We start from the raw sequence: 20668 nt of genomic DNA, 5'->3' as shown, positions 1-20668 counted from the left end.
TGCCGTGTTATTCAATATGTGAGCCACAGGGGCGAACGCCAAAGACCGGCGTTCGCCCTGCTTGTTACGGATGAGACAAAACATCCGGCCGCAGCTCTTTTATGCATTGTTACCGCTATCATGGTGACTCACGTGTCCACCCTATCCTAGGAGGTATGAAGCATGCTTATTGCATTGCAGGGCGCCGTTTCGCAGGGCGTCCTCTGGGGCATTATGGTGCTTGGCGTGTTTATCACGTTCCGCCTGCTCGACATCCCCGATATGACCTGCGACGGCAGCTTTGCCCTCGGCGGCTGCGTCTGCGCCGTGCTCATCGTCAATAATAATGTCGACCCGCTGCTCGCTGTTTTGGCCGGCATGTGTGCCGGTGCCATCGCGGGCGCCATCACGGGCATTTTGACCACCGTCTTTGAGATTCCCGCGATCCTCGCCGGAATCCTCACCCAGATCAGCCTGTGGTCCATCAACCTGCGCATCATGGGCAAATCCAATACGCCCATCCTTGCCAAGGGCACCATCTTCTCGTCTGTCAGCAACATGACGGGCCTGCCGCAGTCCACCGTCGCCATCATCCTGGGCATCTTGCTCGCTGTGGCTATCGTCGCCATCCTGTATTGGTTCTTTGGCACCGAGATCGGCTCGGCACTGCGCGCCACCGGCAACAACGAATACATGATCCGCGCTCTGGGCGTCAACACCAACTCCACCAAGATGATTGCCCTCGTGCTCTCCAACGCCCTCATTGGCCTTTCGGGCGCGCTCATCTGCCAGAGCCAGAAGTACGCCGACATTGGCATGGGCACTGGTGCCATCGTTATCGGTCTTGCCGCCATTGTTATCGGCGAGGTGCTCGGCCGCCTGCTGCCCGGCGGTCTCACGCAGTTTAGTGTCCGTCTTGCCTCCGCCGTTTTTGGCTCCGTAGTGTACTTCCTTATCCGCGCCATCGTGCTGCAGTTGGGCATGGACGCCAACGACATGAAGCTGCTCTCCGCCGTAATCGTCGCCGTGGCCCTGTGCGTGCCCGTGGTTTGGGAGCGCTATAAGCTCCGCAGCTCCTACACGAAGGGGGATGAGGCAGATGCTTAAGCTCTCACACGTCAAGAAGACCTTTAACAAGGGCACCGTCACCGAGAAGCGTGCTCTTACCGGCGTCGACCTTACCCTCAACGATGGCGACTTTGTAACCGTAATCGGCGGCAACGGCGCCGGCAAATCCACGCTGCTCAACATGATCGCCGGCGTATATCCGCTCGATTCGGGCGTTATCGAGCTCGACGGCACCGATATCTCGCGCCTGAGCGAGTCGCAGCGTGCCAAGTACCTGGGCCGCGTGTTCCAGGACCCCATGCGCGGCACCGCAGCCGACATGCAGATCGCCGAGAACCTGGCCCTCGCCAAGCGCCGCGGCCAGCGTCGCGGTCTTTCGTGGGGCGTCACCAAGGCCGAGAAGGACGAGTACGTTGAGCTGCTCAAGCGCCTGGACCTTGGTCTGGACACGCGCCTCAACGCCAAGGTCGGCCTGCTTTCGGGTGGCCAGCGCCAGGCACTCACCCTGCTCATGGCAACGCTCACCAAGCCGCGCCTGCTGCTGCTCGACGAGCACACCGCGGCCCTCGACCCCAAGACGGCCTCTAAGGTGCTCAATCTGACCGAGGAGATTGTCGACGAGAACCACCTGACCACGCTCATGGTCACGCACAACATGAACGACGCCATCCGTCTGGGCAATCGTCTGATCATGATGCACGAGGGCCACGTAATCTACGACGTGGCGGGCGATGAGAAGAAATCGCTCACCGTGGCCGACCTGCTGCAGAAGTTCGAGGAGGTCTCGGGCGGCGAGCTCGCCAACGACCGCATGCTGCTGAGCTAACGACCTAGAAAACCACCACAAAGGGGACAGGCACCTTTGTGGTGGTTTTCGTTAACCCTTATATCGAGCGCAGAAGCCCGTCCGAATTTGATCGGACGGGCTTTTTGGTGGGTATCATGGTTGAATGATCATTAGGAGGTTTTCCCTACATGGAATTGTTTGAGCCGATTCTTCATTTTTTTGAGCAACGGTGGGTCCACAACATCATCTGGGCCGTCATCTTGGCGATAGGCACCGCCGTCGCCGCCAAGGTTGCATCCAAGACCCTGCATCATCTGCTTAACCGAGACGATAACCCGCTTCCGGCATCGAGTATCTTCATCAACATCGCGCGCGCCGTCATCTGGATGATCGGCGGCAGCTTTATCCTCGACAACTGTTTTGGCATTAACGCAAACGCGCTCGTCGCCGCTCTTGGCGTCGGCGGCATCGCCATCTCGCTGGGCTTTCAGGATACGCTGTCAAACCTTATCGGCGGCATGCAGGTGACCTTTATGGGCATCATCAAGCCTGGCGACAACATCGAGGTCGGTGGCGTATCAGGCGTGGTCCAGGACATCACCTGGCGCCACACGACCATCGAAGATGCCTGCGGGCAGACTATCATCGTCCCCAACTCCAACATCTCCAAGAACACGCTCGTGCATTTGATGCCCTTTGGGCGCGTAGCCGTCCCCGTCGCGGTGAAAGACCCCTCAAAATGGGCTTCGCTCGACGCACTGGCAGACGAGCTGACCAGCGCCACTAAAACGGCTGTCTCGCCCATCTCGGGTTTTGACAAGGAGCCGTATGTGCTCTTTAGCGAGATCGGCGACTTTGGCATTAAGGGCAAGATCATCTTTATCGTCAGTGACGACAGCACCACCTTTACGGCAGCCGACGCCTGCATCCGCGCCATCGCCCCCATCATCGCCTAAAACCACCGCAAAGGGGACAGGCACCTTTGTGGTGGTTTCGCATCGTGGTACCATGGTTCATATCGTTGTTTAAACGACTAAGGGAGTAGACACCATGGAAGAGGCCTATCGTCAAGCGCGCAAGCGCGGCGAACAGGGACGCCGTCGCGCCATCAGCCAAAGCGAGCATCCATATCTTACGGACCTCGACAGCTTGGTCGCCCAGCTTCCCTGCGGGCAGCGCGAGAACATCGGCCTGCGGGACATTCCGCTCGAAATGGTCGTCGGCACGGTTACCAAAGGTCGCCAGTCCGCCTTTTCGTGTAACTTTATGCCGCTGCTCCCCTGGAATACCGAATTCGCCCGCAAATGGTCCAACCTCTACGATATCCAAATCTCCAAGGGCTACCGCGACCCCATCATCGTCACCGAGTTCATGCACCGCTTTTACGTCCAAGAGGGCAACAAGCGTGTCAGCGTCCTCAAATTCCTTGACGCTCCGACGGTTTCGGCCAAGGTGACGCGTCTGTACCCCGGTAAGTGGGATTCCGTCGAGAGCCGCCTGTACGGTGAGTTTTGCGCCTTTTGGTACGTATGCCCCCTGTACGAGATTGAGTTTTCGCGCGAGGGCAGCTACGAGATGCTTGCCAAAATGCTCGGCCAAGATCTTGTCGAAAAATGGCCTCAAAAGAAGGTCGACTACCTACGTCACACCTTCCTGCTCTTTAAGCGCGCCTATCTTCGCGCGGGCGGCGACCACTTGGACATTACGCCTGCCGATGCCATGCTCGTCTACCTCAATGTGTACAACCAGGACCGTCTGCTGGATACGCCGACGGATATCGTCGTCAACCGTCTGTGCAAGATTTGGCGCGAGCTTGTCATTGCCGGCAAAAGCGACGAGGACAAAGTCGATCTTGTCGAAGCGCCGCAGCCCAACGAGAAAGAGGGCGCACCGACAAAAGCTACCTCGGGCGTGCTCAACTTCTTTATGAGCAAGACCGTCTACTCCACTGCCAATCCCATGCGAATCGCCTTTATCCACGAGTTTCCCTGTGCCACGTCGAGCTGGGACAGTCTACACGACCAGGGCCGCCGGTATCTTGATGAGCACTTTGGCGGCATCGTGCGCACCGAGGCGTTCGAGGACTGCCACGATTCGGACGTGTTCTACGCCGCCGTCGAGACAGCCGTAAAGCACGGGGCGAACGTCATCTTCTCGACCTCACACCGGCTCATGGAATACACGCTCAGGGCGTCAGTCGAGTATCCCCAGGTGCGGTTCCTTAACTGCTCAATCGGCCTTCCCCACCAAAGCGTCCGCTCGTACTTTGGAAAGATGTACGAGGCCAAGTTCCTACTGGGCGCCCTTGCCGCCAGCATGGCCGACAACCACCGTATTGGCTACCATGCGTCGGTCTTCGCCTCGGGCGCGCTGAGCGAAATCAACGCCTTTGCGATTGGCGCCTCGCTGCTCGACCCCCGTGCGCAAATTATCCTGACCTGGGGCGATGTGCCCGCCGGAGGCCTTGCCGAGGCCATGTGCCGCGAAGGTGTAAGCGTCATGACCGGCGCCGACATGTCAAAGTCGCTCGAAGACCCCACGGCCTACGGACTTCACCGCCTGGTCGATGGCAAGGTTACCGGCATTGCCATGCCGGTATGGAACTGGGGCCGATACTACGAGCTTATCGTGCGAAGCCTGCTGCATGGCACCTGGGATGAGACCAGTGACGCCAGCCAGGTTCGTGCCGTCAACTACTGGTACGGCATGAGCTCGGGCGTTATCGATATTCGCTACGCTCCGGGCCTACCCTATCAGACGCGTAAACTTGTGCAGCTGCTTCGCAACGGCATTGTCGAGGGCTCCATCAACCCATTTGGCGGCGAGCTCCACAGCCAGGACGGCGTGGTTCAGATTGAGGGCTTCCCTCCCCTGCCGAGTACGCAGATTGTCGAGATGAACTGGCTGGCTGACAACGTTATAGGCTCGATTCCGCAGCTCGATAACGAGCCGGAGGTCCGTGCCCTATGAATATCCTAGCCATTGCCGATGTAGAGGAGCGCTGCCTGTGGGAATGTTTTCGCAAGGAGCGCTTTGAGGACGTTGACCTGATTCTATCCGCAGGCGACCTGGATCCGGACTATCTTGAGTTTTTGGTCACTGTCATCAACAAACCGCTTGTGTACGTTCGTGGCAACCACGACGACCGCTACGCGCGCCATGCACCGGGCGGGTGCATTTGTGTTGAGGACAGCGTATATGTGTACCGAGGTATTCGCATTGCGGGTCTGGGCGGTTCCATGCGCTACCGCGACGGCGCGAACATGTATACCGAGCGCGAGATGGCAAAACGCATGCGCAAGCTATCGCGAAAAATCGCACTGGTAGACGGATGCGATATTCTACTTACCCATGCACCCGTCGCAGGCATGGGCGACCTGGACGACCTGCCGCATCGAGGATTCGAGTGCTTTAATGCGGCTCTTGAGTCTTGGGGTCCCGACTATATGATTCACGGGCATGTGCACCAAAGCTACGGCCCCAACTTTCAACGCGAGCGCCAACACCCATGCGGAACGAAGATTGTCAACGCCTGCGGCTATACCAAGATCGAAATTGACGAGGCGCGCTACCCCACGCGCGGTTGGAAGGCCGCTTGGCTCAACTCGCAAACCATGCGCCGCGAGCTCAAACGCCACGAAGCAATCGAGTCTTCAACCGCCAGAACCCCCTGGTAACTGCCAACAACCACCACGAAGGGGATAGGCACCTTTATGGTGGTTTTGCTGACTCGTCCGACCTGTCCATCACGGTGCTTGTGTAATTAACGAGAACACTCATTGTTTTGTAAGGACGGCGCTCACGTGCCGTCTTTTTTGTCAACTTATGCAGTCTCGACCGTGTTGTATGTAGAGGGACCTCGCGAGACGCCTTCCCTATATCCACCACGACCAATTGGAGGTGACACTATGCCTGCACGCCGTAACCGCAATAGCACGCTCCGATGCGATGCCGATCAGATCGAGCGGGAAGCAAAGCGCTTGGTCGACACGTATTCCGACCTCATCCTTCGATTGTGCTATTCGGCCCTTGGATCCGCTGACGACGCTCAAGACATCTGCCAGGACACGCTGATCAAGATTCTCCAACGCACTCAACCGTTCGACTCGCTCGAACACGAACGTGCTTGGGTGATCCGAGTCGCACTGAACGCATGTCGCGATATCGGCCGTACGCACGCGAATCACCCGGTTGTCGACCTCGATTCGCTCCCCGATTTCTGCGCACCCGTAACACATACCGAGCAAGAATTCGCGCAACGCGACTGCGCCATTCTTTCCGCTGTCACGGCCCTGCCTCAAGCACAGCGCATCGCCATCTTTTTGCACTACTACGCAGGCATGAGCATCAGGGAAATCGCAGACGCCGTTCACGCGACGCCAGCTGCAACCGCCCAGCACCTTAGCCGCGGACGTGCGTCACTTCGGCTTTCCTTGAAAGGAGACCACAATGACTACGAATTCGAATGACTATCGCCACGCCCTGGAGCACATTTCGTTTACCGATAATGCGAAGCAGCACATGGCAAACTCGATTGCTCAGTCCGTCGCCTCAAGCGATGCGGCGACCGCTCAAAGCAACTTTAATGGCACGCGACGCAAGCCGCGCATCGCCCGCCATCCCGTAAAAACAGTCGCTCGCATTGCCGCTGTAACGGCAGTCCTCGCTATCGTCATTGGAGGCGCTGGCACGGCTATGGCAACAGGCGTCCTGCCGCTTCCTTCTGACATGCTTTCCGACATCTTTGACGGACCTGCTTCTCAAACCGAGATCATCGACCGTATTGGCCGGCCCGTCGGTGCTAGCTGCTCCAACAACGGAGTCACCGTGACCGCCGACGCCATCATGGGCGACAAGGATATGGTTACCATCGCCTATACGCTTACGTTCGACGATCCCGCTGCCCTGAAAAAGCTTTCCGAGCCGGGCGAGAACGGAACTATCGCCGGAAGTGTCGATGGAAACGTATACGTTGATGGCGAGCATGGCGGCCAAGGCCAATCATGGCTCATTGACAAGAACCCCAATGACTCCAGCATTCAATACTTTGCACAGTTCAGCGTTGAATCACCCGGCCTTATGGGCAGGACCGTCCGCACGCATATCAACTCTCTCGTTGTGCCACGTGCTGGCAAAGAGCTTCCCGAGTATAAGAAAATACTTACGGGCCCATGGGATCTTAAGTTCCAGCTGAATTACGAAGATACATCCGTTACGATTCCCGCGCCCAAATCGGTCAACTTTAACGGCACCAAGGCGACGATTCAAGAGGCCACCGTATCCTGCGTTGGCGTTTCAGTCCGCTACAACATAGATCGTTCCATCGAACACGACAACAACAGCGGCAAGATGTCTCAAAACATGGAGGAGTCTATGGATGCCGTTGGCAACATACCCCTCATCGTGACGTTCAAAGACGGTCATGTTGAGGACGCAACCAGCCACAGCGGCTATTTCGCAAATAAACTGGATAACGGCACCACTGATGTCCACAAGACCTGGCCGTTCTCGCAAGTTTGTGACACAGACAAGATTGCAAGCGTACAAATTGGCGATACGGTCATTCCCATGAATTCGTAACGCTACGCGGCTCGTATATGCACCCGGTTCCGCACTTCGCGTCTAAAGATGCGCTGTCATCGAGCAGCGTGAGCGCAAGGCCGCCCGTATGGTCGGCTGGGAACACCTCGTTGCGCTAAAAACCACCACGAAGGGGACCGGCACCTTTGTGGTGGTTTTGCTGACTCGTCCGACCTGTCCCAACGGTTTGTCTCAATCTGTAACAGGTAGGGCCCAAATAATCGGTTAGCTGTTACAGATCGAGACAGACCACGGATGCTCGGCCGAAAATCTCAATCTGTAACAGGTAGGAACGATTTTGCCCCTTAGATGTTACAGATTGAGATATTTGACAGCTTGAATCGGCATCGCCTACAGCGCGGCGACGACCTTGTCGCCCATCGTCGTGGTGCCGAGGATCTTATCTGCCGGGGTGTTGACATCGGCGATGTCACGGGTGCGCCAGCCCTCGTCGAGCACGCGCGCCACGGCGCTCTCGATCCACGCGGCTTGCTCGCCCATGTCGAGCGCGTAGGTCAGCAGCATCGCCACCGACAAGATTTGAGCCAGCGGATTGGCCACGCCGAGCCCCGCGATGTCAGGAGCGCTGCCAGCGCTCGGCCCAAACAGCGATACGCCATCATCCAGCGAGGCAGAGGCAAGCATACCGAGCGATCCGGTAATCTGAGCCGCCTCATCGGACAGGATGTCGCCGAACATGTTCTCCGTCACCACGACGTCAAAGTCTGCCGGTCGACTGATGAGCTGCATGGCGGCGTTGTCGACGAGCAGGTCCTCAAGCTCCACGTCGGAGTACTCCTCGTCTTGCACGCGATGCACGATCTCGCGCCACATGCGGCTCGTCTCCAGCACGTTGCGCTTATCAACGCTCGTCACCTTGCCGCGACGTTTGCGCGCCGCCTCAAATGCCTGGCGCGCAATGCGCTCAATCTCGTACTCGCGATACTCCATCACGTCGACCGCACGCTGACCGGCCGCACCCGCAGCGCCCGCGCAGGTCACGGATGCGGGCGCCAAAGTCCCACGGCATGTTGTAGCCCATCGTATCGGGGATGTTCACGACCGTGGCACCGGCCTTTACGGCCGCCTCGATAATGCGCACCAGAAACTCCTGATCGGAGCGGCCGGCATCCTCGGCATAAAACTCAACATCGTCAACGAACTTGCGAGCATGTTTGACGGCATGGATCGCTCACTCAATTGCCCTTTCCTCAGTCATATGGAGCTTGTCGCGCAGGTGACTGGTGCTCACACCCAGCCCTGTATGGATACGGGGCCTCTGGGCCGTTTTGAGCGCCTCTGCAGCCACTTCGATATCCCTGTCGACAGCGCGCGTCAGGCCGCATACCGTGCATCGGTCGCCCGCAATCTTGCCAATCTCCTGTACGGAGCGAAAGTCACCAGGACTCGAGATGGGAAAGCCCGCCTCGATAACGTCCACGTTCATGCGCACCAGCTGGCGGGCGATGAAGAGCTTTTCCTCGGTATTCATGCTGGCGCCCGGCGACTGCTCACCGTCGCACAGGGTGGCGTCAAAGATTGTGATTTTGCGGCTTATATGTTCCTCCTGATTGACCGTTTTATGACAGATGGCTTTCAGGAGAGAGAAGGCCTAGAGATAGAAAAATACCCGTGTCGCTCATCACGCCTGAAAGCGGCAGACGATAGCGCACCCGGGTACAACAAATCGTTATAGCGAGATTACAACCCTAGCGCGCTATCCAATCTAGTAGCGCTAGGCCTAGGAGCTGTTGCGTGTTCTTAAACATGTTGGGCTCCCTTCGGCCTCGGGTAGTACTACATCGCGCTAAAGTACAACACAAGTAAAACCACCACAAGGGTGCCTGTCCCCTTCGTGGTGGTTTCGTTGACTCAAAAGCAAGAGACCCGGTCCTGCACGAGGCAGAACCGGGTCTCTTTAGCAATGCTTGCTTTGCTCAGGCAGTAACTGTTAGTTACTCAGCCAGGAAGTCGCGCTGGATAGCGGGATCGACCTTGACGCCAGGGCCCATGGTGGAAGACACGGAGATGGACTTGACGTACTTGCCCTTAGCAGAAGAGGGCTTGACGCGCAGGATCTCGGTGTACAGGGCAGCATAGTTCTCGACGAGCTGCTGCTCGGAGAAGGACTTCTTGCCCAGGGGCACGTGGCAGATGCCGTAGCGGTCGGCGCGATACTCAACGCGGCCGGCCTTGAGCTCGGAGACCATCTTGGCGACGTCCATGGTCACGGTGCCGAGCTTGGGGTTCGGCATGAGGCCACGGGGACCAAGGATCTTACCAATGCGGCCAACCTTGGCCATCATGTTCGGCGTAGCGATAGCGGCGTCGAAGTTGATCTCGCCCTTCTGGATCTGGGCGACGAGCTCGTCGGAACCGATGATGTCGGCGCCGGCAGCCTCGGCCTCGCGGGCCTTCTCGCCCTCGGCGAAGACAGCAACACGAACGGTCTTGCCGGTGCCGTGAGGCAGGGAGATGGAACCACGGATGTTCTGGTCAGCCTTACGAGTATCGATGCCCAGACGGAAGTGGGCCTCGACGGTCTCGTCGAACTTGGCGGTGTCGAGCTCCTTGATGAGCTTGGCAGCCTGAAGGGGGGTGTAGAGCGTGGCGCGGTCGATCTTCTCGGCAGCGGCGTTATAGCTCTTACCATGCTTAGCCATGTGCATTACCTCCTGTGGTTAAACGGGCGTGAGCCCTCCCACATCGTATCGTGTGCCCTATTGCACACATATAACGGGCGCCCCGGTCGGAGCACCCGTCATTACCTAAAGAAATCGCTACTCAGCGATGGTGACGCCCATGGAACGGGCGGTACCGGCGATGATCTTCTTGGCGGCGTCAATGTCGTTGGCATTGAGGTCCGGCATCTTGATCTCGGCGATCTTGGTGAGCTGCTCCTGAGAGAGCTGACCAACCTTGTCGGCCTGGGGCTTAGCGGAACCAGACTTGAGGTTCAGCTCCTTCTTGATGAGGTGAGCCGCCGGCGGGGTCTTGGTGATGAAGGAGAAGGACTTGTCCTCGTAGACAGAAATCTCAACGGGGATGATGTCGCCCTTCTTGTCCTGCGTCTCGGCGTTAAAGGCCTGGCAGAACTGCATGATGTTCACGCCAGCAGCGCCCAGGGCGGGGCCGACGGGAGGAGCGGGGTTAGCTGCACCAGCAGGAATCTGGAGCTTAATGACGTTGGCAACCTTCTTCTCAGCCATGGTCATTCCTTTCGAATCACGAGTGTGAAGTACTTGCTATATCGTAAGCACGCACGTGTTAGAAGCACTCCTGAGATGAGCAGTCACAGAAGAAGCACGCTCGCGCGAACGTACGAAAACTTAAGCGATGACAGCGACCTGGTTAAAGTCGAGCTCGACCGGCGTCTCGCGGCCAAAGATCATCAGCGTGACCTTGAGCTTGCCAGCCTCGGTGTTAACCTCGGAGACCTTGCCATCAAAGTCGGTAAGCGGGCCATCGGTGACGCGGACGGACGTGCCGACCTGAATATCAACCGAGGTGCGCTTGGACGAATCGCCCTTACCGGGACGACGAGTCATCTTGTTGTACTCGTCGCGGGAAAGCGGAGCGGGCTTGCCGTTGCCGCCCAGGAAACCGGTGACGCCAGGCGTGTTACGAACGCACGTCCAAGCATCGTCATCCATCTCCATGCGGACCAGGACATAACCCGGGAAGATCTTGGAATCCTTGGTCTCACGCTTGCCACCCTCTTTAATCTCGGTGACGCGCTCCATAGGAATCTCGATATCAAAGATACGGTCCTGCATGCCCATAGTCTCGATGCGATGCTCGAGATCGGACTTAACGCGGTTCTCGTATCCAGAGTAAGTGTGAACGACGTACCAACGCTTAGACATGGTTTAGCCCCTCAATCCAGAGAACAGAGCAAGAGCCTCGCCAAAGCCAGCATCGAGCAGAGCGATGACGACGCCGACGACGATCAGAGAAGCGCAAACGACGACCGAGTAGTTCACGAGCTCCTTCTTATCGGGCCACGTGACACGCTTCATCTCGGACTTCACCGAAGCGAAATACTTCTTGGTGCGGGCGAAGAAACCAGGCTTCTCGTTCTTCTTAGACTTCGCAGCCTTCTCGCTCTTCTTGGCAACGGCCTTCTTGGCCTCAACCTTGGAGTTGGCGGCAGCGTTGTTGGCAGGCGCCTGCTGCTGTGCCTTCTTCTTGTTCTTCTTGTTGGCCATTTGGGTTACCTCCGCGCAATGCGCTTATACATGAGTAAACCGTAAGCCCCCAAGTGGGAGCTTACGGAATAATGACTGGCACGCCAGGAAGGACTCGAACCCTCAACACTCGGTTTTGGAGACCGATGCTCTACCAATTGAACTACTGGCGTATATGACTAGAGACTAGCGAGTCTCTTTGTGCAGCGTGTGGTGACGGCACCAGGGGCAATACTTCTTGATCTCCATACGATCAGGCATGGTCGACTTGTTCTTGGTGGTCGTATAGTTGCGGCGCTTGCACTCAGTGCACGCAAGAGTAACTAGAGTACGCATGTATCCTGAACCTTTCATTTCCGCCCCGTACGGGCACGAGTTGTTACTTTATCAGCTCCACGTAAGTGCTGTCAATGAAAACCTCGAGTCAATTGGTTCTCGGTGGATCCATTCATATTTGGAACACATCAATGAAGCCATCGAGATCTAATCGACGGTGCATCCAGGACCATTATCGATCCTCTCGACACCAGCAACGGCTCAATATCCATTGCAGAAAAGAACCCGGCACCCAAATAAGTGCCGGGTTCTCTAAGTCAGCTATATCAAAGAGCTAATTTACTCAATGATCGTGGAGACGATGCCCGAACCGACGGTGTGGCCACCCTCGCGGATAGCGAAGCGCAGGCCCTCCTCCATGGCGATCGGGTGGATGAGGTCGCCCTCGATGGTGATGTGGTCACCAGGCATAGCCATCTCGGTGCCCTCGGGGAGCTTGACCGTACCGGTAACGTCGGTGGTACGGAAGTAGAACTGAGGACGATAACCATCGAAGAACGGGGTATGACGGCCGCCCTCCTCCTTGGTCAGAACGTAGATCTCACCGGTGAACTTGGTGTGCGGGGTAACCGAACCGGGCTTGCAGAGAACCTGGCCGCGCTCGATGTCCTCGCGCTTGATGCCGCGGAGCAGCAGACCGACGTTGTCGCCAGCCTCGCAGAAGTCCATGGACTTACGGAACATCTCGATACCGGTAACGACGGTGTTCTGGGTATCCTTGATGCCGACGATCTCGACGGGCTCGTTGAGCTTGAGCTCACCGCGCTCGACACGGCCGGTAGCAACGGTACCACGGCCGGAGATGGTCATAACGTCCTCAACGGCCATCAGGAACGGGAGGTCGTTGTTACGAGCAGGCGTCGGGATGTACTCGTCGACGGCGTTCATGAGCTCGCGGATAGCGTCCATCCACTTGGCGTCGCCCTCGAGAGCGCCCAGAGCGGAACCACGGATGACGGGGATGTCGTCGCCGGGGAAATCGTACTCGGAGAGGAGCTCACGGGTCTCCATCTCGACGAGGTCGATAAGCTCGTCATCGTCGACCATGTCGCACTTGTTCAGGAAGACGACGATGTAGGGAACGCCGACCTGACGGGCGAGCAGGATGTGCTCGCGAGTCTGAGCCATGGGGCCGTCGGTAGCAGCGATGACCAAGATAGCGCCGTCCATCTGAGCAGCGCCGGAGATCATGTTCTTGACGTAGTCAGCGTGGCCCGGGCAGTCAACGTGAGCGTAGTGACGGGAAGCGGTCTCGTACTCGACGTGGGAGACGGAGATCGTAATGCCGCGCTCGCGCTCCTCGGGAGCCTTGTCGATGTTCTCGAACGCAGTGAAGTCAGCCTTGCAGCCCTCGGTCTCGGAGAGAACCTTGGTGATGGCAGCGGTCAGCGTGGTCTTGCCGTGGTCGACATGACCAATGGTGCCGATGTTAACATGCGGCTTAGTGCGCTCAAACTTCTCTTTGGCCATAAAGCCCTCCTCTTAACAGGTCGTCCCCGGACGGGACTTTGCCTTTATACCATAGTGGCCTCTCAACATACTATTGAGAAGCCACCGTGTTACCTATGGTAGCGGTGACTGGATTCGAACCAGTGACGCCACGGGTATGAACCGTGTGCTCTAACCAACTGAGCTACACCGCCGGATGGAGCCTGCAACCAGACTTGAACTGGTGACCTCTTCGTTACCAACGAAGTGCTCTACCGACTGAGCTATACAGGCACTTGACGGGTGGGAGCTATAGGATTCGAACCTATGTAGGCAGAGCCAACGGGTTTACAGCCCGTCCCCATTAACCACTCGGGCAAACTCCCAATCGTTCAAGTATCCGCAGGTCCTTTGGTCTTTTGGACCGCCGCCCCCGCGAACGAAAAAGATAATACGATGCAACCTTGGGGGCTGTCAACGAAAACCTCTAGATACACGGTTCCGGGCGTATCTATATAGCCGTGACCTGCGGTTTTGTTGAGTTTGGATGTGAAGGACGGTGGTTTTGGATACAGCGGTGACGTTTCCCAAGGTAACACTTTGGTGTAGTGGAGTACACCTTCAGGATCGAACTTCGATAACAGCCTATTTGCACCTATATATAGGTCGAGATCGGGCTTCCGCGGCAGATTCGAGCGTGGATTTTCTTCCGTTTGAAATCGAGCGTAGACAATCTCCCACTATTGGCGTGCCCCCAAGGCCAAAGTGGCGGATTATCCACGATCATTCACTAAGCGGGAGATTTTCCACGCTCGTACGTTCGATAATCCACGCTCAGGGGGGGGCAGCCGAGCTCGACACGGCTTTTGTCTCGATCTGTAACATATAGAGAACATTTTCTCCCCTATCTGTTACAGGTCGAGATATTACGCAGAGACCTCCGCTTACGTCTCATTCTGTAACAGTAAGAACGGTTTTCAGCTTCTTCGTGTTACAGATCGAGATGTTATCGGCCGTCCCTTGGCAATGTCTCGATCTGTAACTATAAGGAGGGTTTTCAGCCCGCCCGTGTTATAGATCGAGACAAACCTGAAGCTTGGTGGGAGTCAAACCCGCTGACCTGTCAACATAAATAGAAACGGGCCCTGTCCCACAAGGGAACAGAGCCCGAAACTCTCATGGAGCCAGTGACAGGAATCGAACCCGCAACCCACTGATTACAAATCAGTTGCGCTACCGTTGCGCCACACTGGCACACTTGGCGCTTTCGCGCGAAGCCTGTTAAGGATAAAGGAATTGAGGATGGGGCGCAACAGGCCCTTCGACCGACCACATCTCAAAACTATTCGCCAGAACGAATAGTTTCGTCTGTTCGCCAAAACAAAAAACTATTCGTTTTGGCGATGGCAAGTCCACAATCCAATAACTACAAGCCAGTGAATTGACCAGCCGAGTAGCTGGTCTCTACAGATACTCCCCTACCGGCCACGAAGGGCCTTGAGCTTGGCCAGGGCATCGGGGCTCAGGCGACTGCCCAGAGTCATCTTGATCTGCGGGGCTTCCTCTGCCTCGTGAACGTCGTTATCGATCTGTTTGATCTCGTCCACCAGCATGCGGCTCGAGATGCGCGTGACGCCCTTGCCCATGACGACGGCCTGAATCGTACCGTCGCTCGATACCACGGAGCACGCGCGGCCTTCCTCGCGTGCCTCGATGCAGAGCTTCTGCACCACGGTATCGGCAGAGACGCCCGTCGGCGAGAACTCGATGCGCACGCCGCGGGCCGGTAGGTTGGGGCGCTCGTTGGAGATGTTGCCCGCGCCGTCGAACACGATCACGGCCTCGTAACGGCCCTGGGCAAACGCCGCAACATCGTTGATGAGCGCGGTGCGCGCCATATCGTGGACGTCGCTGGAATATGGATCGTCGGAATGGTCGTAGACGAGCTTTTCGTAGCGCGGCGTGCAGTGGATCACGTTGTAACCGTCGACCACCAGCAGCTCGGGCTTGTTGGAGTGCACCGTCGAGACTGGGTCGGCGATAGCCTGCGCAAACGCATTGCCGCCCACGCCGTAGGTCGCGGCCGAAACAATCGGCTTGGCCGAGCCCTCGCCAAAGCGCTTGGCCTTGGACTTGGCGCGGTTCTTCTTGGACATGCGCTACTCCTCCCCCATGAGCTCGCCGGCATTGCGGCGCAGCCACTCAAAGCACAGCGCGGTGGTCGCCTGGGCCACATTGAGACTCTCGGTCATGCCGCGCTGGGGAAGCTTGGTCAAAAAGTCGCATTTCTCGAGCACCAGGCGCGAGATGCCGTCGCCCTCGGAGCCCATGACGAGCGCAACGCGGCCCTCAAAGGGAGCATCCCAGCAGCTGCCCTCGGCGTGCTCGGAAGCACCGCCCACCCAAAAGCCAGCAGCCTTGAGGTCGTCGAGCGCTCGAGCGATGTTGGGAACCTGTGCGATGGGCAGATGCATAACGGCACCAGCAGAGGTTTTGTAGCTGCCCACGGTCACACCGGCGGCGCGCTTGTTGGCAATGATGACGCCCGCCGCGCCCACGACCTCGGCAGAGCGCACGATGGCACCAAAGTTACCGTCGTCGGTCACATGGTCGAGTACGACGACGAGCGCCGGGCCGTCACCCGCGCGGTCAAGGATATCGGCGACGTCCGCATAGGGGAAATTACCCACCTCGAGCGCAATGCCCTGATGAGCGCCATGGCTCGACAGCGCATCGAGCTGCGCGCGCGGCACATACTTAATGCGGACGTCCGCGGCGTTGAGATCGTCGACCAGGCGCGACAAGGCAGCATCGCGCTCCCCGCCCTCGGCGATGAGCGCGCACTTGACGGGAAAGCCGGTACGCAGTGCCTCGGCGGCAGCACGACGGCCTTCGATAAACTCGCCCTTGGGGACCTGAATGTTGTCGCGGTTGCGATCGCGCTGCGGACGTGCGGCCTGGGTGCGCTCGCGCTGGCCCTTGGGAGTGGCAGCGCGGTCGTTGCGGCGAATCGGACGCGAGCCAGAAGCAGCCTGTTTGCCACCACGAGGCGCACGCTTGCGATTGTCGGCCATAAGACGGCCTCCTTAAATAGAAAACGAACAAGAATCGACCGTCCGAGCCACGGCACCTTGCCTTTCAATCGTCGGGCATGACCACCAGGTCTATGCCCTCCTCTTTCAAGGCAATCTGCCGCACCTCGAACGGTCGACAAATACTAGAGACTCTTAATACGAGTACCCGCGGCCGTATCTTCAATCGTCAGGCCCAGGTCCTTGAGCTGGTCGCGGATGGCGTCGGCCAGATCCCAGTTCTTGGCGGCACGGGCCTCGGCACGGGCCTCGAGAATCTTGGCAGCGGCCTCGTCCACGTCGTCGCCCGTGTAGGCGACCAGGCCGGCGGCAACGCCCAGCAGGCCCAGCGGCAGCTCGACCTTGGGCTCGGGGAGCTCGACGCCAAACGTATCGAGCAGCTCGACCAGCGTATCGGCAGCAGCAAGCGCAGCGGCCTTGTCGGCAGCATCGCCCGCCTGCTCCAGGTACTGGTTGCACTCGGTCACAAAGCCAAAGACAGCACCCATGGCACCGGCAGTGTTAAAGTCGTCGTCCATGCACTCCTTAAAGGCGGCACGGGTCTCGGCGGCCTTGGCGGCAAACGCCTCAGATGCTGCCTCATCGGCATCGGCCGCCGCATGGTTCGCGGCCCAGCGCAGGTTCTCGACCGTACCGGCGATACGCGTAAGCGAGTTCTCGGCACCCTCCAGGCGCTCCCAAGAAAAGTCGAGCGGCGAGCGATAGCTCGTCTGCAGCATCAGCAGGCGCAGGGCCGCGGCAGAGTGCTGTTCGAGCACCTCGGCCAGCGTAAAGAAGTTGCCGAGCGACTTGGACATCTTCTCGCCGTCTACCAGCAGCATGCCCGTGTGCATCCAGGTGTTGGAGAAACCCTGGTGCCAGGCGCAGGTGGCCTGGGCACACTCGTTCTCGTGATGCGGGAAGGCAAGGTCGGAGCCGCCGCCGTGGATGTCGATCGGGGTGCCCAGGTAGCGATGCACCATGGCGGCGCACTCGGTGTGCCAACCGGGACGGCCTTCGCCCCAAGGGCTCGGCCAGCTGGGCTCGCCGGGCTTGGCGGCCTTCCACAGGGCAAAGTCGAGCGGGTCGTTCTTGTCCTCGTTCTCCTCGATGCGCGCGCCAACCATAAGGTCGTCGATGTTGCGGCCCGAGACCTGACCATAGTTGGGATCGCTGCGCACGGCAAAGTACACATCGCCGTTATCGGCTGCGTAAGCGTGGCCCTGCTCGATAAGCGTCTTGATCATGGCGATCATGGGGCCGATCTCCTTGGTGGCGCGAGGGCGCACATCGGGATCGAGCACGTTGGCGGCGCGCATGACGCCGATGAACTTGTCGGAGAACTCCGTCGCGACCTCGGCGGCCGTACGGCCCTGCTCGTTGGCGCGCTTGATGATCTTGTCGTCGACATCGGTGAGGTTCTGGGCGAACGTGACCTCGTAACCGCTCGCGATGAGCCAGCGGCGAATCACGTCAAAGCTGATGAACGTGCGGGCGTTGCCGATATGGATGTTGTCGTAGACCGTGGGGCCGCACACGTACATGCGAACCTTGCCGGACTCGATGGGCTGGAACTCTTCCTTTTTATGGGTAGCGCTGTTGTAGATACGCATTCGTTACTCCTTAACGGTTTTCTGTAGCAGGCAGACGGCCCAGGCACCGATTCCCTCGCCCTGGCCTTCCCAACCGAGCTTTTCGGTCGTAGTGGCGGCGACGCCCACGTTTTCCACGTCGACGCCCAGGGCATGGGCAAGGTTGGCGCGCATGGCATCGCGGTGCGGAGTGATCTTGGGTTGCTGACAGGCAATGGTGCAATCGGCATCGACAAACTCAAAGCCCAGCTCGCGCGCATAGTCCATCACGCGGGCGAGCAGCACCATCGAATCGGCACCCTCGTAGGCGGGATCGGTGTCGGGGAATAGCTTGCCGATATCTCCCCCGCGGCAGGCGCCCAGAATGGCGTCGGCCAAGGCGTGCGCGAGCACATCGGCATCCGAGTGGCCCAGCAGGCCGCGCTCGTAGGGGATGTCGACCCCGCCGATGATACATCGACGCCCCTCCACCAAACGGTGAACGTCGTAGCCATGGCCAATGCGCAGGTTACTGAACATGGGGAAGGTCCTCTCCCTCGGCCATGCGGCCAAGCAGAATCGCGGTTACGGGACGCAGGTCCTCGGGCACCGTCACCTTAAGGTTATCGCGCGGGCTCTGGACGCAGCGGACGCGCCCGCCCATGCGCTCGACCAGTGACGAATCGTCCGTGCCGATAAAGCCCTCGGCAATCGCCGCGGCATGGGCGCGCTTCATGGCGTCGACACTAAAAATCTGCGGCGTCTGCGCGGCCCAGTACAGCTCGCGCGGCGGCGTCTCGACGATGTTGTCGCCATCGACGATTTTGAGTGTGTCGATGGCAGGCTGGCCGCACACGACACCGTCGAGGGCACGGTCGCTCACGAGCACGTCGATAGCGTGGTCGATAGCCTCGGTCGTAATGAGCGGACGGGCGCCATCGTGGATGGCGACGTATTCAAAGCCCGCCGGCACCGCGTGCACGCCTGCGCGGGTGGAATCCTGGCGAGCCTCGCCGGCATCGGCAAAGCTGATGGGCGTGTTATACGAATACGGGTCGATGGCCAGGCGGCGCATCTCGGCACGACGCTCGGCAGGACACACCACCACGATGTGGCCGACCTTATCGCTACGGCCAAATGCGCGGATGGACCAGCTCATAAGCGGACGGCCCGCTACATTGACGAGCTGCTTGCCACCGGGGTTACCAAAGCGCTGGCCGCTGCCACCGGCAACGACCACGGCACATACGGGCGCCATTATGCGTTCCCCTGTTTGGTGCCCTTCATGCGGTACAGGGAGTCCGCAAGAATGGCAGGGTTGTTAACGCCAAAGTCGCCCAGGCGCTCCGGATCCTCGCTGATGTCGTCCATGAGCTCCTGTAGCGATCCATACTCGTCGACGATCTTCTCGGCCACGCCGTCGCGCACGACGGACACGCGCGAAAGCGTGCGCAGGCCCAGCGGTGTCATGACGGAGTCCTCGTCCAGGTCGTCGTAACCCAGAACTGCCGCCACGTGCTGCGGGTCGGACAGGTCCTTAGGCGTCATACGGCTCAGGTTGGCGCGGATCTTTTCGGCATTGGCCTCGGAGGAATCGCTCGCATAGTCGCGAATCATCAGGTCGTACTCGGTATCCATGCTGGAGCCGGCGAGCTGCTCGAGCTGCATCTGCACGAGCTTGCCCTGGTTGCCCAGCTTGACAATGCAATCCTTAAGCTCAGTCTTTGCCTGCTGCATGATCTCGAAACTCGAGAAAATGCCGGTGATATCGGCGAGCGTAACGTAGTCATCGAGCTCAAGGGCCGTCAGGCGCAGCAGGGAGCGATCGAGCGACTGACGGGTAGTCTGGAGCGTGGCGACGAGCTGGTTGACCGAGCTCATGATGGTGGTGACGGGCTGGATCTCATAGCTCTTGCCGTGAACGTACACGTTGACGACGGCACGACGAGCCGAAACCGAGATCACGATGGCGTCGGTGAGCACCGACATGCGAGCGGCAGTACGGTGACGCATGCCCGTTTCACTCGTGGCGAGCGAGGGATCGGGATTGAGGTGGAAGTTGGCGCGCAGGATCTGGGTGAGGTCGCCATCGATGACGATGGCGCCGTCCATCTTGGAAAGCTCGAACAGGCGGTTCGAGGTAAACGAAATGTTGAGCGGGAAGCCGTCGTTACCGGCAGCGAGTACGTTTTCGGTGTCGCCGACGCAGATAAGGGCACCCAGGTGACCAGCAATGATCATGTCGAGGGCGGTGCGGATCGGCTGGCCGGGGGCAGTCAGGCGAATAGCCTGTTCCATACGCTTTTGCAGCTCGTTCTTATCCAAGGCATCGCTCCCATCGTATACGCTCCATAAACGTCAATAAGTTTCTCACGGTTTGCCTCTGTGACGCCCGCAAAATCCGATGCTTACAGAATGAGCGAACACAGCTGAGAGCCCCAATCCAAATGAGCTGCTTATGTGGTAGCATCGGGATTCGCATAAATGAGGGAGTAGTCGCGTGATCGGGTTCGCCTCCGGTGGCGCGGCAAGTCAACACACTGGCCGATGCGGCCTGGCTTGCCTTAATGAACGAGACTCGTGGCCGTGCGCGCAACGCGTACGCCACGGGTCTTTTTTGTTACTCCCCCAAGAGGTACACGCGGGCCCGCCCGCAGAGAG

Annotated in this window: 20 protein-coding genes, 5 tRNA genes and 1 pseudogene; 7 read left to right on the top strand and 19 right to left on the bottom strand. The window is 58.7% G+C overall.

The features are described 5' to 3' along the window. Nucleotides 1-162 precede the first annotated feature (162 nt). The 7 genes from DXD56_RS01235 (at nt 163) to DXD56_RS01205 (ending at nt 7414) form a co-directional block, all read left to right on the top strand. Nucleotides 163-1086 carry an ABC transporter permease gene (locus DXD56_RS01235; RefSeq protein ID WP_117639537.1) on the top strand — a complete coding sequence of 308 codons (924 nt, stop codon included), beginning with the start codon at nt 163-165 and terminating at the stop codon, nt 1084-1086. After that, nucleotides 1079-1873, top strand: coding sequence for an ABC transporter ATP-binding protein (locus tag DXD56_RS01230; protein WP_022093887.1), 795 nt, complete (start codon nt 1079-1081; stop codon nt 1871-1873). The genes DXD56_RS01235 and DXD56_RS01230 overlap by 8 nt, the downstream gene beginning before the upstream one ends. 149 nt (nt 1874-2022) lie before the next feature. After that, on the top strand, nt 2023-2790 hold the full coding sequence (locus DXD56_RS01225) for a mechanosensitive ion channel family protein (protein ID WP_117639535.1): 768 nt from the start codon (nt 2023-2025) through the stop codon (nt 2788-2790). 94 nt (nt 2791-2884) lie between these two features. Then, the gene (locus DXD56_RS01220; protein ID WP_117639533.1) at nt 2885-4804 is read left to right on the top strand and encodes a BMP family ABC transporter substrate-binding protein; all 1920 of its coding nucleotides are present in this window, start codon (nt 2885-2887) and stop codon (nt 4802-4804) included. Further along, a complete protein-coding gene (locus tag DXD56_RS01215) occupies nt 4801-5511 on the top strand; it encodes a metallophosphoesterase (protein ID WP_117639531.1) in 711 nt (236 codons plus the stop codon). Before DXD56_RS01220 ends, DXD56_RS01215 begins: the two co-directional genes overlap by 4 nt. Nucleotides 5512-5742: 231 nt before the next feature. Then, entirely contained in the window at nt 5743-6303 is a 561-nt protein-coding gene (locus DXD56_RS01210; RefSeq protein ID WP_117583099.1) for an RNA polymerase sigma factor, read from the top strand. Beyond that, the gene (locus DXD56_RS01205) at nt 6284-7414 is read left to right on the top strand and encodes a DUF4179 domain-containing protein (protein WP_117639529.1); all 1131 of its coding nucleotides are present in this window, start codon (nt 6284-6286) and stop codon (nt 7412-7414) included. Before DXD56_RS01210 ends, DXD56_RS01205 begins: the two co-directional genes overlap by 20 nt. 351 nt (nt 7415-7765) lie before the next feature. Here the strand turns inward: DXD56_RS01205 and DXD56_RS01200 are convergent, their stop codons facing one another. The 19 genes and pseudogenes from DXD56_RS01200 to disA form a co-directional block, all read right to left on the bottom strand. Continuing rightward, on the bottom strand, nt 7766-8416 hold the full coding sequence (locus DXD56_RS01200) for an isocitrate/isopropylmalate family dehydrogenase (protein ID WP_233502585.1): 651 nt from the start codon (nt 8414-8416) through the stop codon (nt 7766-7768). Then, nucleotides 8340-8906 (bottom strand): annotated as a pseudogene (locus tag DXD56_RS01195) (hypothetical protein). Before DXD56_RS01195 ends, DXD56_RS01200 begins: the two are co-directional and overlap by 77 nt. 463 nt (nt 8907-9369) lie before the next feature. After that, on the bottom strand, nt 9370-10077 hold the full coding sequence (gene rplA, locus DXD56_RS01190) for a 50S ribosomal protein L1 (protein WP_089572518.1): 708 nt from the start codon (nt 10075-10077) through the stop codon (nt 9370-9372). Nucleotides 10078-10194: 117 nt separating this feature from the next. Further along, nucleotides 10195-10623, bottom strand: a complete 429-nt coding sequence (gene rplK / locus DXD56_RS01185) for a 50S ribosomal protein L11 (protein WP_022093893.1) — start codon at nt 10621-10623, stop codon at nt 10195-10197. 120 nt (nt 10624-10743) lie between these two features. After that, a complete protein-coding gene (nusG, locus tag DXD56_RS01180; protein WP_117639527.1) occupies nt 10744-11280 on the bottom strand; it encodes a transcription termination/antitermination protein NusG in 537 nt (178 codons plus the stop codon). A gap of 3 nt (nt 11281-11283) precedes the next feature. After that, nucleotides 11284-11622, bottom strand: coding sequence for a preprotein translocase subunit SecE (gene secE, locus DXD56_RS01175; RefSeq protein ID WP_089572519.1), 339 nt, complete (start codon nt 11620-11622; stop codon nt 11284-11286). Nucleotides 11623-11698: 76 nt separating this feature from the next. Further along, nucleotides 11699-11774 (bottom strand) — tRNA-Trp (locus DXD56_RS01170). 13 nt (nt 11775-11787) lie between these two features. Beyond that, a complete protein-coding gene (rpmG, locus tag DXD56_RS01165; protein WP_022093895.1) occupies nt 11788-11937 on the bottom strand; it encodes a 50S ribosomal protein L33 in 150 nt (49 codons plus the stop codon). A gap of 279 nt (nt 11938-12216) precedes the next feature. After that, on the bottom strand, nt 12217-13407 hold the full coding sequence (gene tuf, locus DXD56_RS01160; protein WP_089572520.1) for an elongation factor Tu: 1191 nt from the start codon (nt 13405-13407) through the stop codon (nt 12217-12219). Between the two features lie 96 nt (nt 13408-13503). Next, nucleotides 13504-13580 (bottom strand) — tRNA-Met (locus DXD56_RS01155). Between the two features lie 3 nt (nt 13581-13583). Then, nucleotides 13584-13659: transfer RNA gene (locus tag DXD56_RS01150), tRNA-Thr, on the bottom strand. Nucleotides 13660-13669: 10 nt separating this feature from the next. Next, nucleotides 13670-13751: transfer RNA gene (locus DXD56_RS01145), tRNA-Tyr, on the bottom strand. 793 nt (nt 13752-14544) lie between these two features. Beyond that, a tRNA-Thr gene (locus DXD56_RS01140) sits at nt 14545-14619 on the bottom strand. A gap of 224 nt (nt 14620-14843) precedes the next feature. After that, complete coding sequence (locus DXD56_RS01135) at nt 14844-15521, bottom strand: NYN domain-containing protein (protein ID WP_055309418.1); 678 nt, start codon at nt 15519-15521, stop codon at nt 14844-14846. 3 nt (nt 15522-15524) lie between these two features. Continuing rightward, nucleotides 15525-16439: a 23S rRNA (guanosine(2251)-2'-O)-methyltransferase RlmB gene (gene rlmB / locus DXD56_RS01130; protein ID WP_117639525.1), complete on the bottom strand. Its 915-nt coding sequence runs from the start codon at nt 16437-16439 to the stop codon at nt 15525-15527. 143 nt (nt 16440-16582) lie between these two features. Next, a complete protein-coding gene (gene cysS, locus DXD56_RS01125; RefSeq protein WP_089572522.1) occupies nt 16583-18049 on the bottom strand; it encodes a cysteine--tRNA ligase in 1467 nt (488 codons plus the stop codon). Between the two features lie 3 nt (nt 18050-18052). Further along, nucleotides 18053-18547, bottom strand: coding sequence for a 2-C-methyl-D-erythritol 2,4-cyclodiphosphate synthase (ispF, locus tag DXD56_RS01120; protein WP_006234975.1), 495 nt, complete (start codon nt 18545-18547; stop codon nt 18053-18055). Then, nucleotides 18537-19265, bottom strand: coding sequence for a 2-C-methyl-D-erythritol 4-phosphate cytidylyltransferase (gene ispD, locus DXD56_RS01115; protein WP_117639523.1), 729 nt, complete (start codon nt 19263-19265; stop codon nt 18537-18539). Before ispD ends, ispF begins: the two co-directional genes overlap by 11 nt. Next, the gene (gene disA, locus DXD56_RS01110) at nt 19265-20305 is read right to left on the bottom strand and encodes a DNA integrity scanning diadenylate cyclase DisA (protein ID WP_369831362.1); all 1041 of its coding nucleotides are present in this window, start codon (nt 20303-20305) and stop codon (nt 19265-19267) included. The genes ispD and disA overlap by 1 nt, the downstream gene beginning before the upstream one ends. Nucleotides 20306-20668 lie beyond the last annotated feature (363 nt).

This window comes from Collinsella sp. TM06-3, assembly GCF_003436395.1.
Lineage (GTDB): Bacteria > Actinomycetota > Coriobacteriia > Coriobacteriales > Coriobacteriaceae > Collinsella.
The sequence above is the reverse complement of the archived record's forward strand: the minus strand, read 5'-3'. Positions and strand labels throughout refer to the sequence as shown.

What these genes read in the sequence shown, in the direction of transcription:
- tuf (WP_089572520.1), bottom strand. Translation starts at nt 13,407, where the DNA reads ATGGCCAAAGAGAAGTTTGAGCGCACTAAGCCGCATGTTAACATCGGC.
- rplK (WP_022093893.1), bottom strand. Translation starts at nt 10,623, where the DNA reads ATGGCTGAGAAGAAGGTTGCCAACGTCATTAAGCTCCAGATTCCTGCT.
- rpmG (WP_022093895.1), bottom strand. Translation starts at nt 11,937, where the DNA reads ATGCGTACTCTAGTTACTCTTGCGTGCACTGAGTGCAAGCGCCGCAAC.
- DXD56_RS01210 (WP_117583099.1), top strand. Translation starts at nt 5,743, where the DNA reads ATGCCTGCACGCCGTAACCGCAATAGCACGCTCCGATGCGATGCCGAT.
- rlmB (WP_117639525.1), bottom strand. Translation starts at nt 16,439, where the DNA reads ATGGCCGACAATCGCAAGCGTGCGCCTCGTGGTGGCAAACAGGCTGCT.
- DXD56_RS01225 (WP_117639535.1), top strand. Translation starts at nt 2,023, where the DNA reads ATGGAATTGTTTGAGCCGATTCTTCATTTTTTTGAGCAACGGTGGGTC.
- DXD56_RS01135 (WP_055309418.1), bottom strand. Translation starts at nt 15,521, where the DNA reads ATGTCCAAGAAGAACCGCGCCAAGTCCAAGGCCAAGCGCTTTGGCGAG.
- ispF (WP_006234975.1), bottom strand. Translation starts at nt 18,547, where the DNA reads ATGTTCAGTAACCTGCGCATTGGCCATGGCTACGACGTTCACCGTTTG.
- rplA (WP_089572518.1), bottom strand. Translation starts at nt 10,077, where the DNA reads ATGGCTAAGCATGGTAAGAGCTATAACGCCGCTGCCGAGAAGATCGAC.
- DXD56_RS01215 (WP_117639531.1), top strand. Translation starts at nt 4,801, where the DNA reads ATGAATATCCTAGCCATTGCCGATGTAGAGGAGCGCTGCCTGTGGGAA.
- disA (WP_369831362.1), bottom strand. Translation starts at nt 20,305, where the DNA reads ATGGAACAGGCTATTCGCCTGACTGCCCCCGGCCAGCCGATCCGCACC.
- DXD56_RS01235 (WP_117639537.1), top strand. Translation starts at nt 163, where the DNA reads ATGCTTATTGCATTGCAGGGCGCCGTTTCGCAGGGCGTCCTCTGGGGC.
- ispD (WP_117639523.1), bottom strand. Translation starts at nt 19,265, where the DNA reads ATGGCGCCCGTATGTGCCGTGGTCGTTGCCGGTGGCAGCGGCCAGCGC.
- secE (WP_089572519.1), bottom strand. Translation starts at nt 11,622, where the DNA reads ATGGCCAACAAGAAGAACAAGAAGAAGGCACAGCAGCAGGCGCCTGCC.
- cysS (WP_089572522.1), bottom strand. Translation starts at nt 18,049, where the DNA reads ATGCGTATCTACAACAGCGCTACCCATAAAAAGGAAGAGTTCCAGCCC.
- DXD56_RS01205 (WP_117639529.1), top strand. Translation starts at nt 6,284, where the DNA reads ATGACTACGAATTCGAATGACTATCGCCACGCCCTGGAGCACATTTCG.
- DXD56_RS01230 (WP_022093887.1), top strand. Translation starts at nt 1,079, where the DNA reads ATGCTTAAGCTCTCACACGTCAAGAAGACCTTTAACAAGGGCACCGTC.
- nusG (WP_117639527.1), bottom strand. Translation starts at nt 11,280, where the DNA reads ATGTCTAAGCGTTGGTACGTCGTTCACACTTACTCTGGATACGAGAAC.
- DXD56_RS01220 (WP_117639533.1), top strand. Translation starts at nt 2,885, where the DNA reads ATGGAAGAGGCCTATCGTCAAGCGCGCAAGCGCGGCGAACAGGGACGC.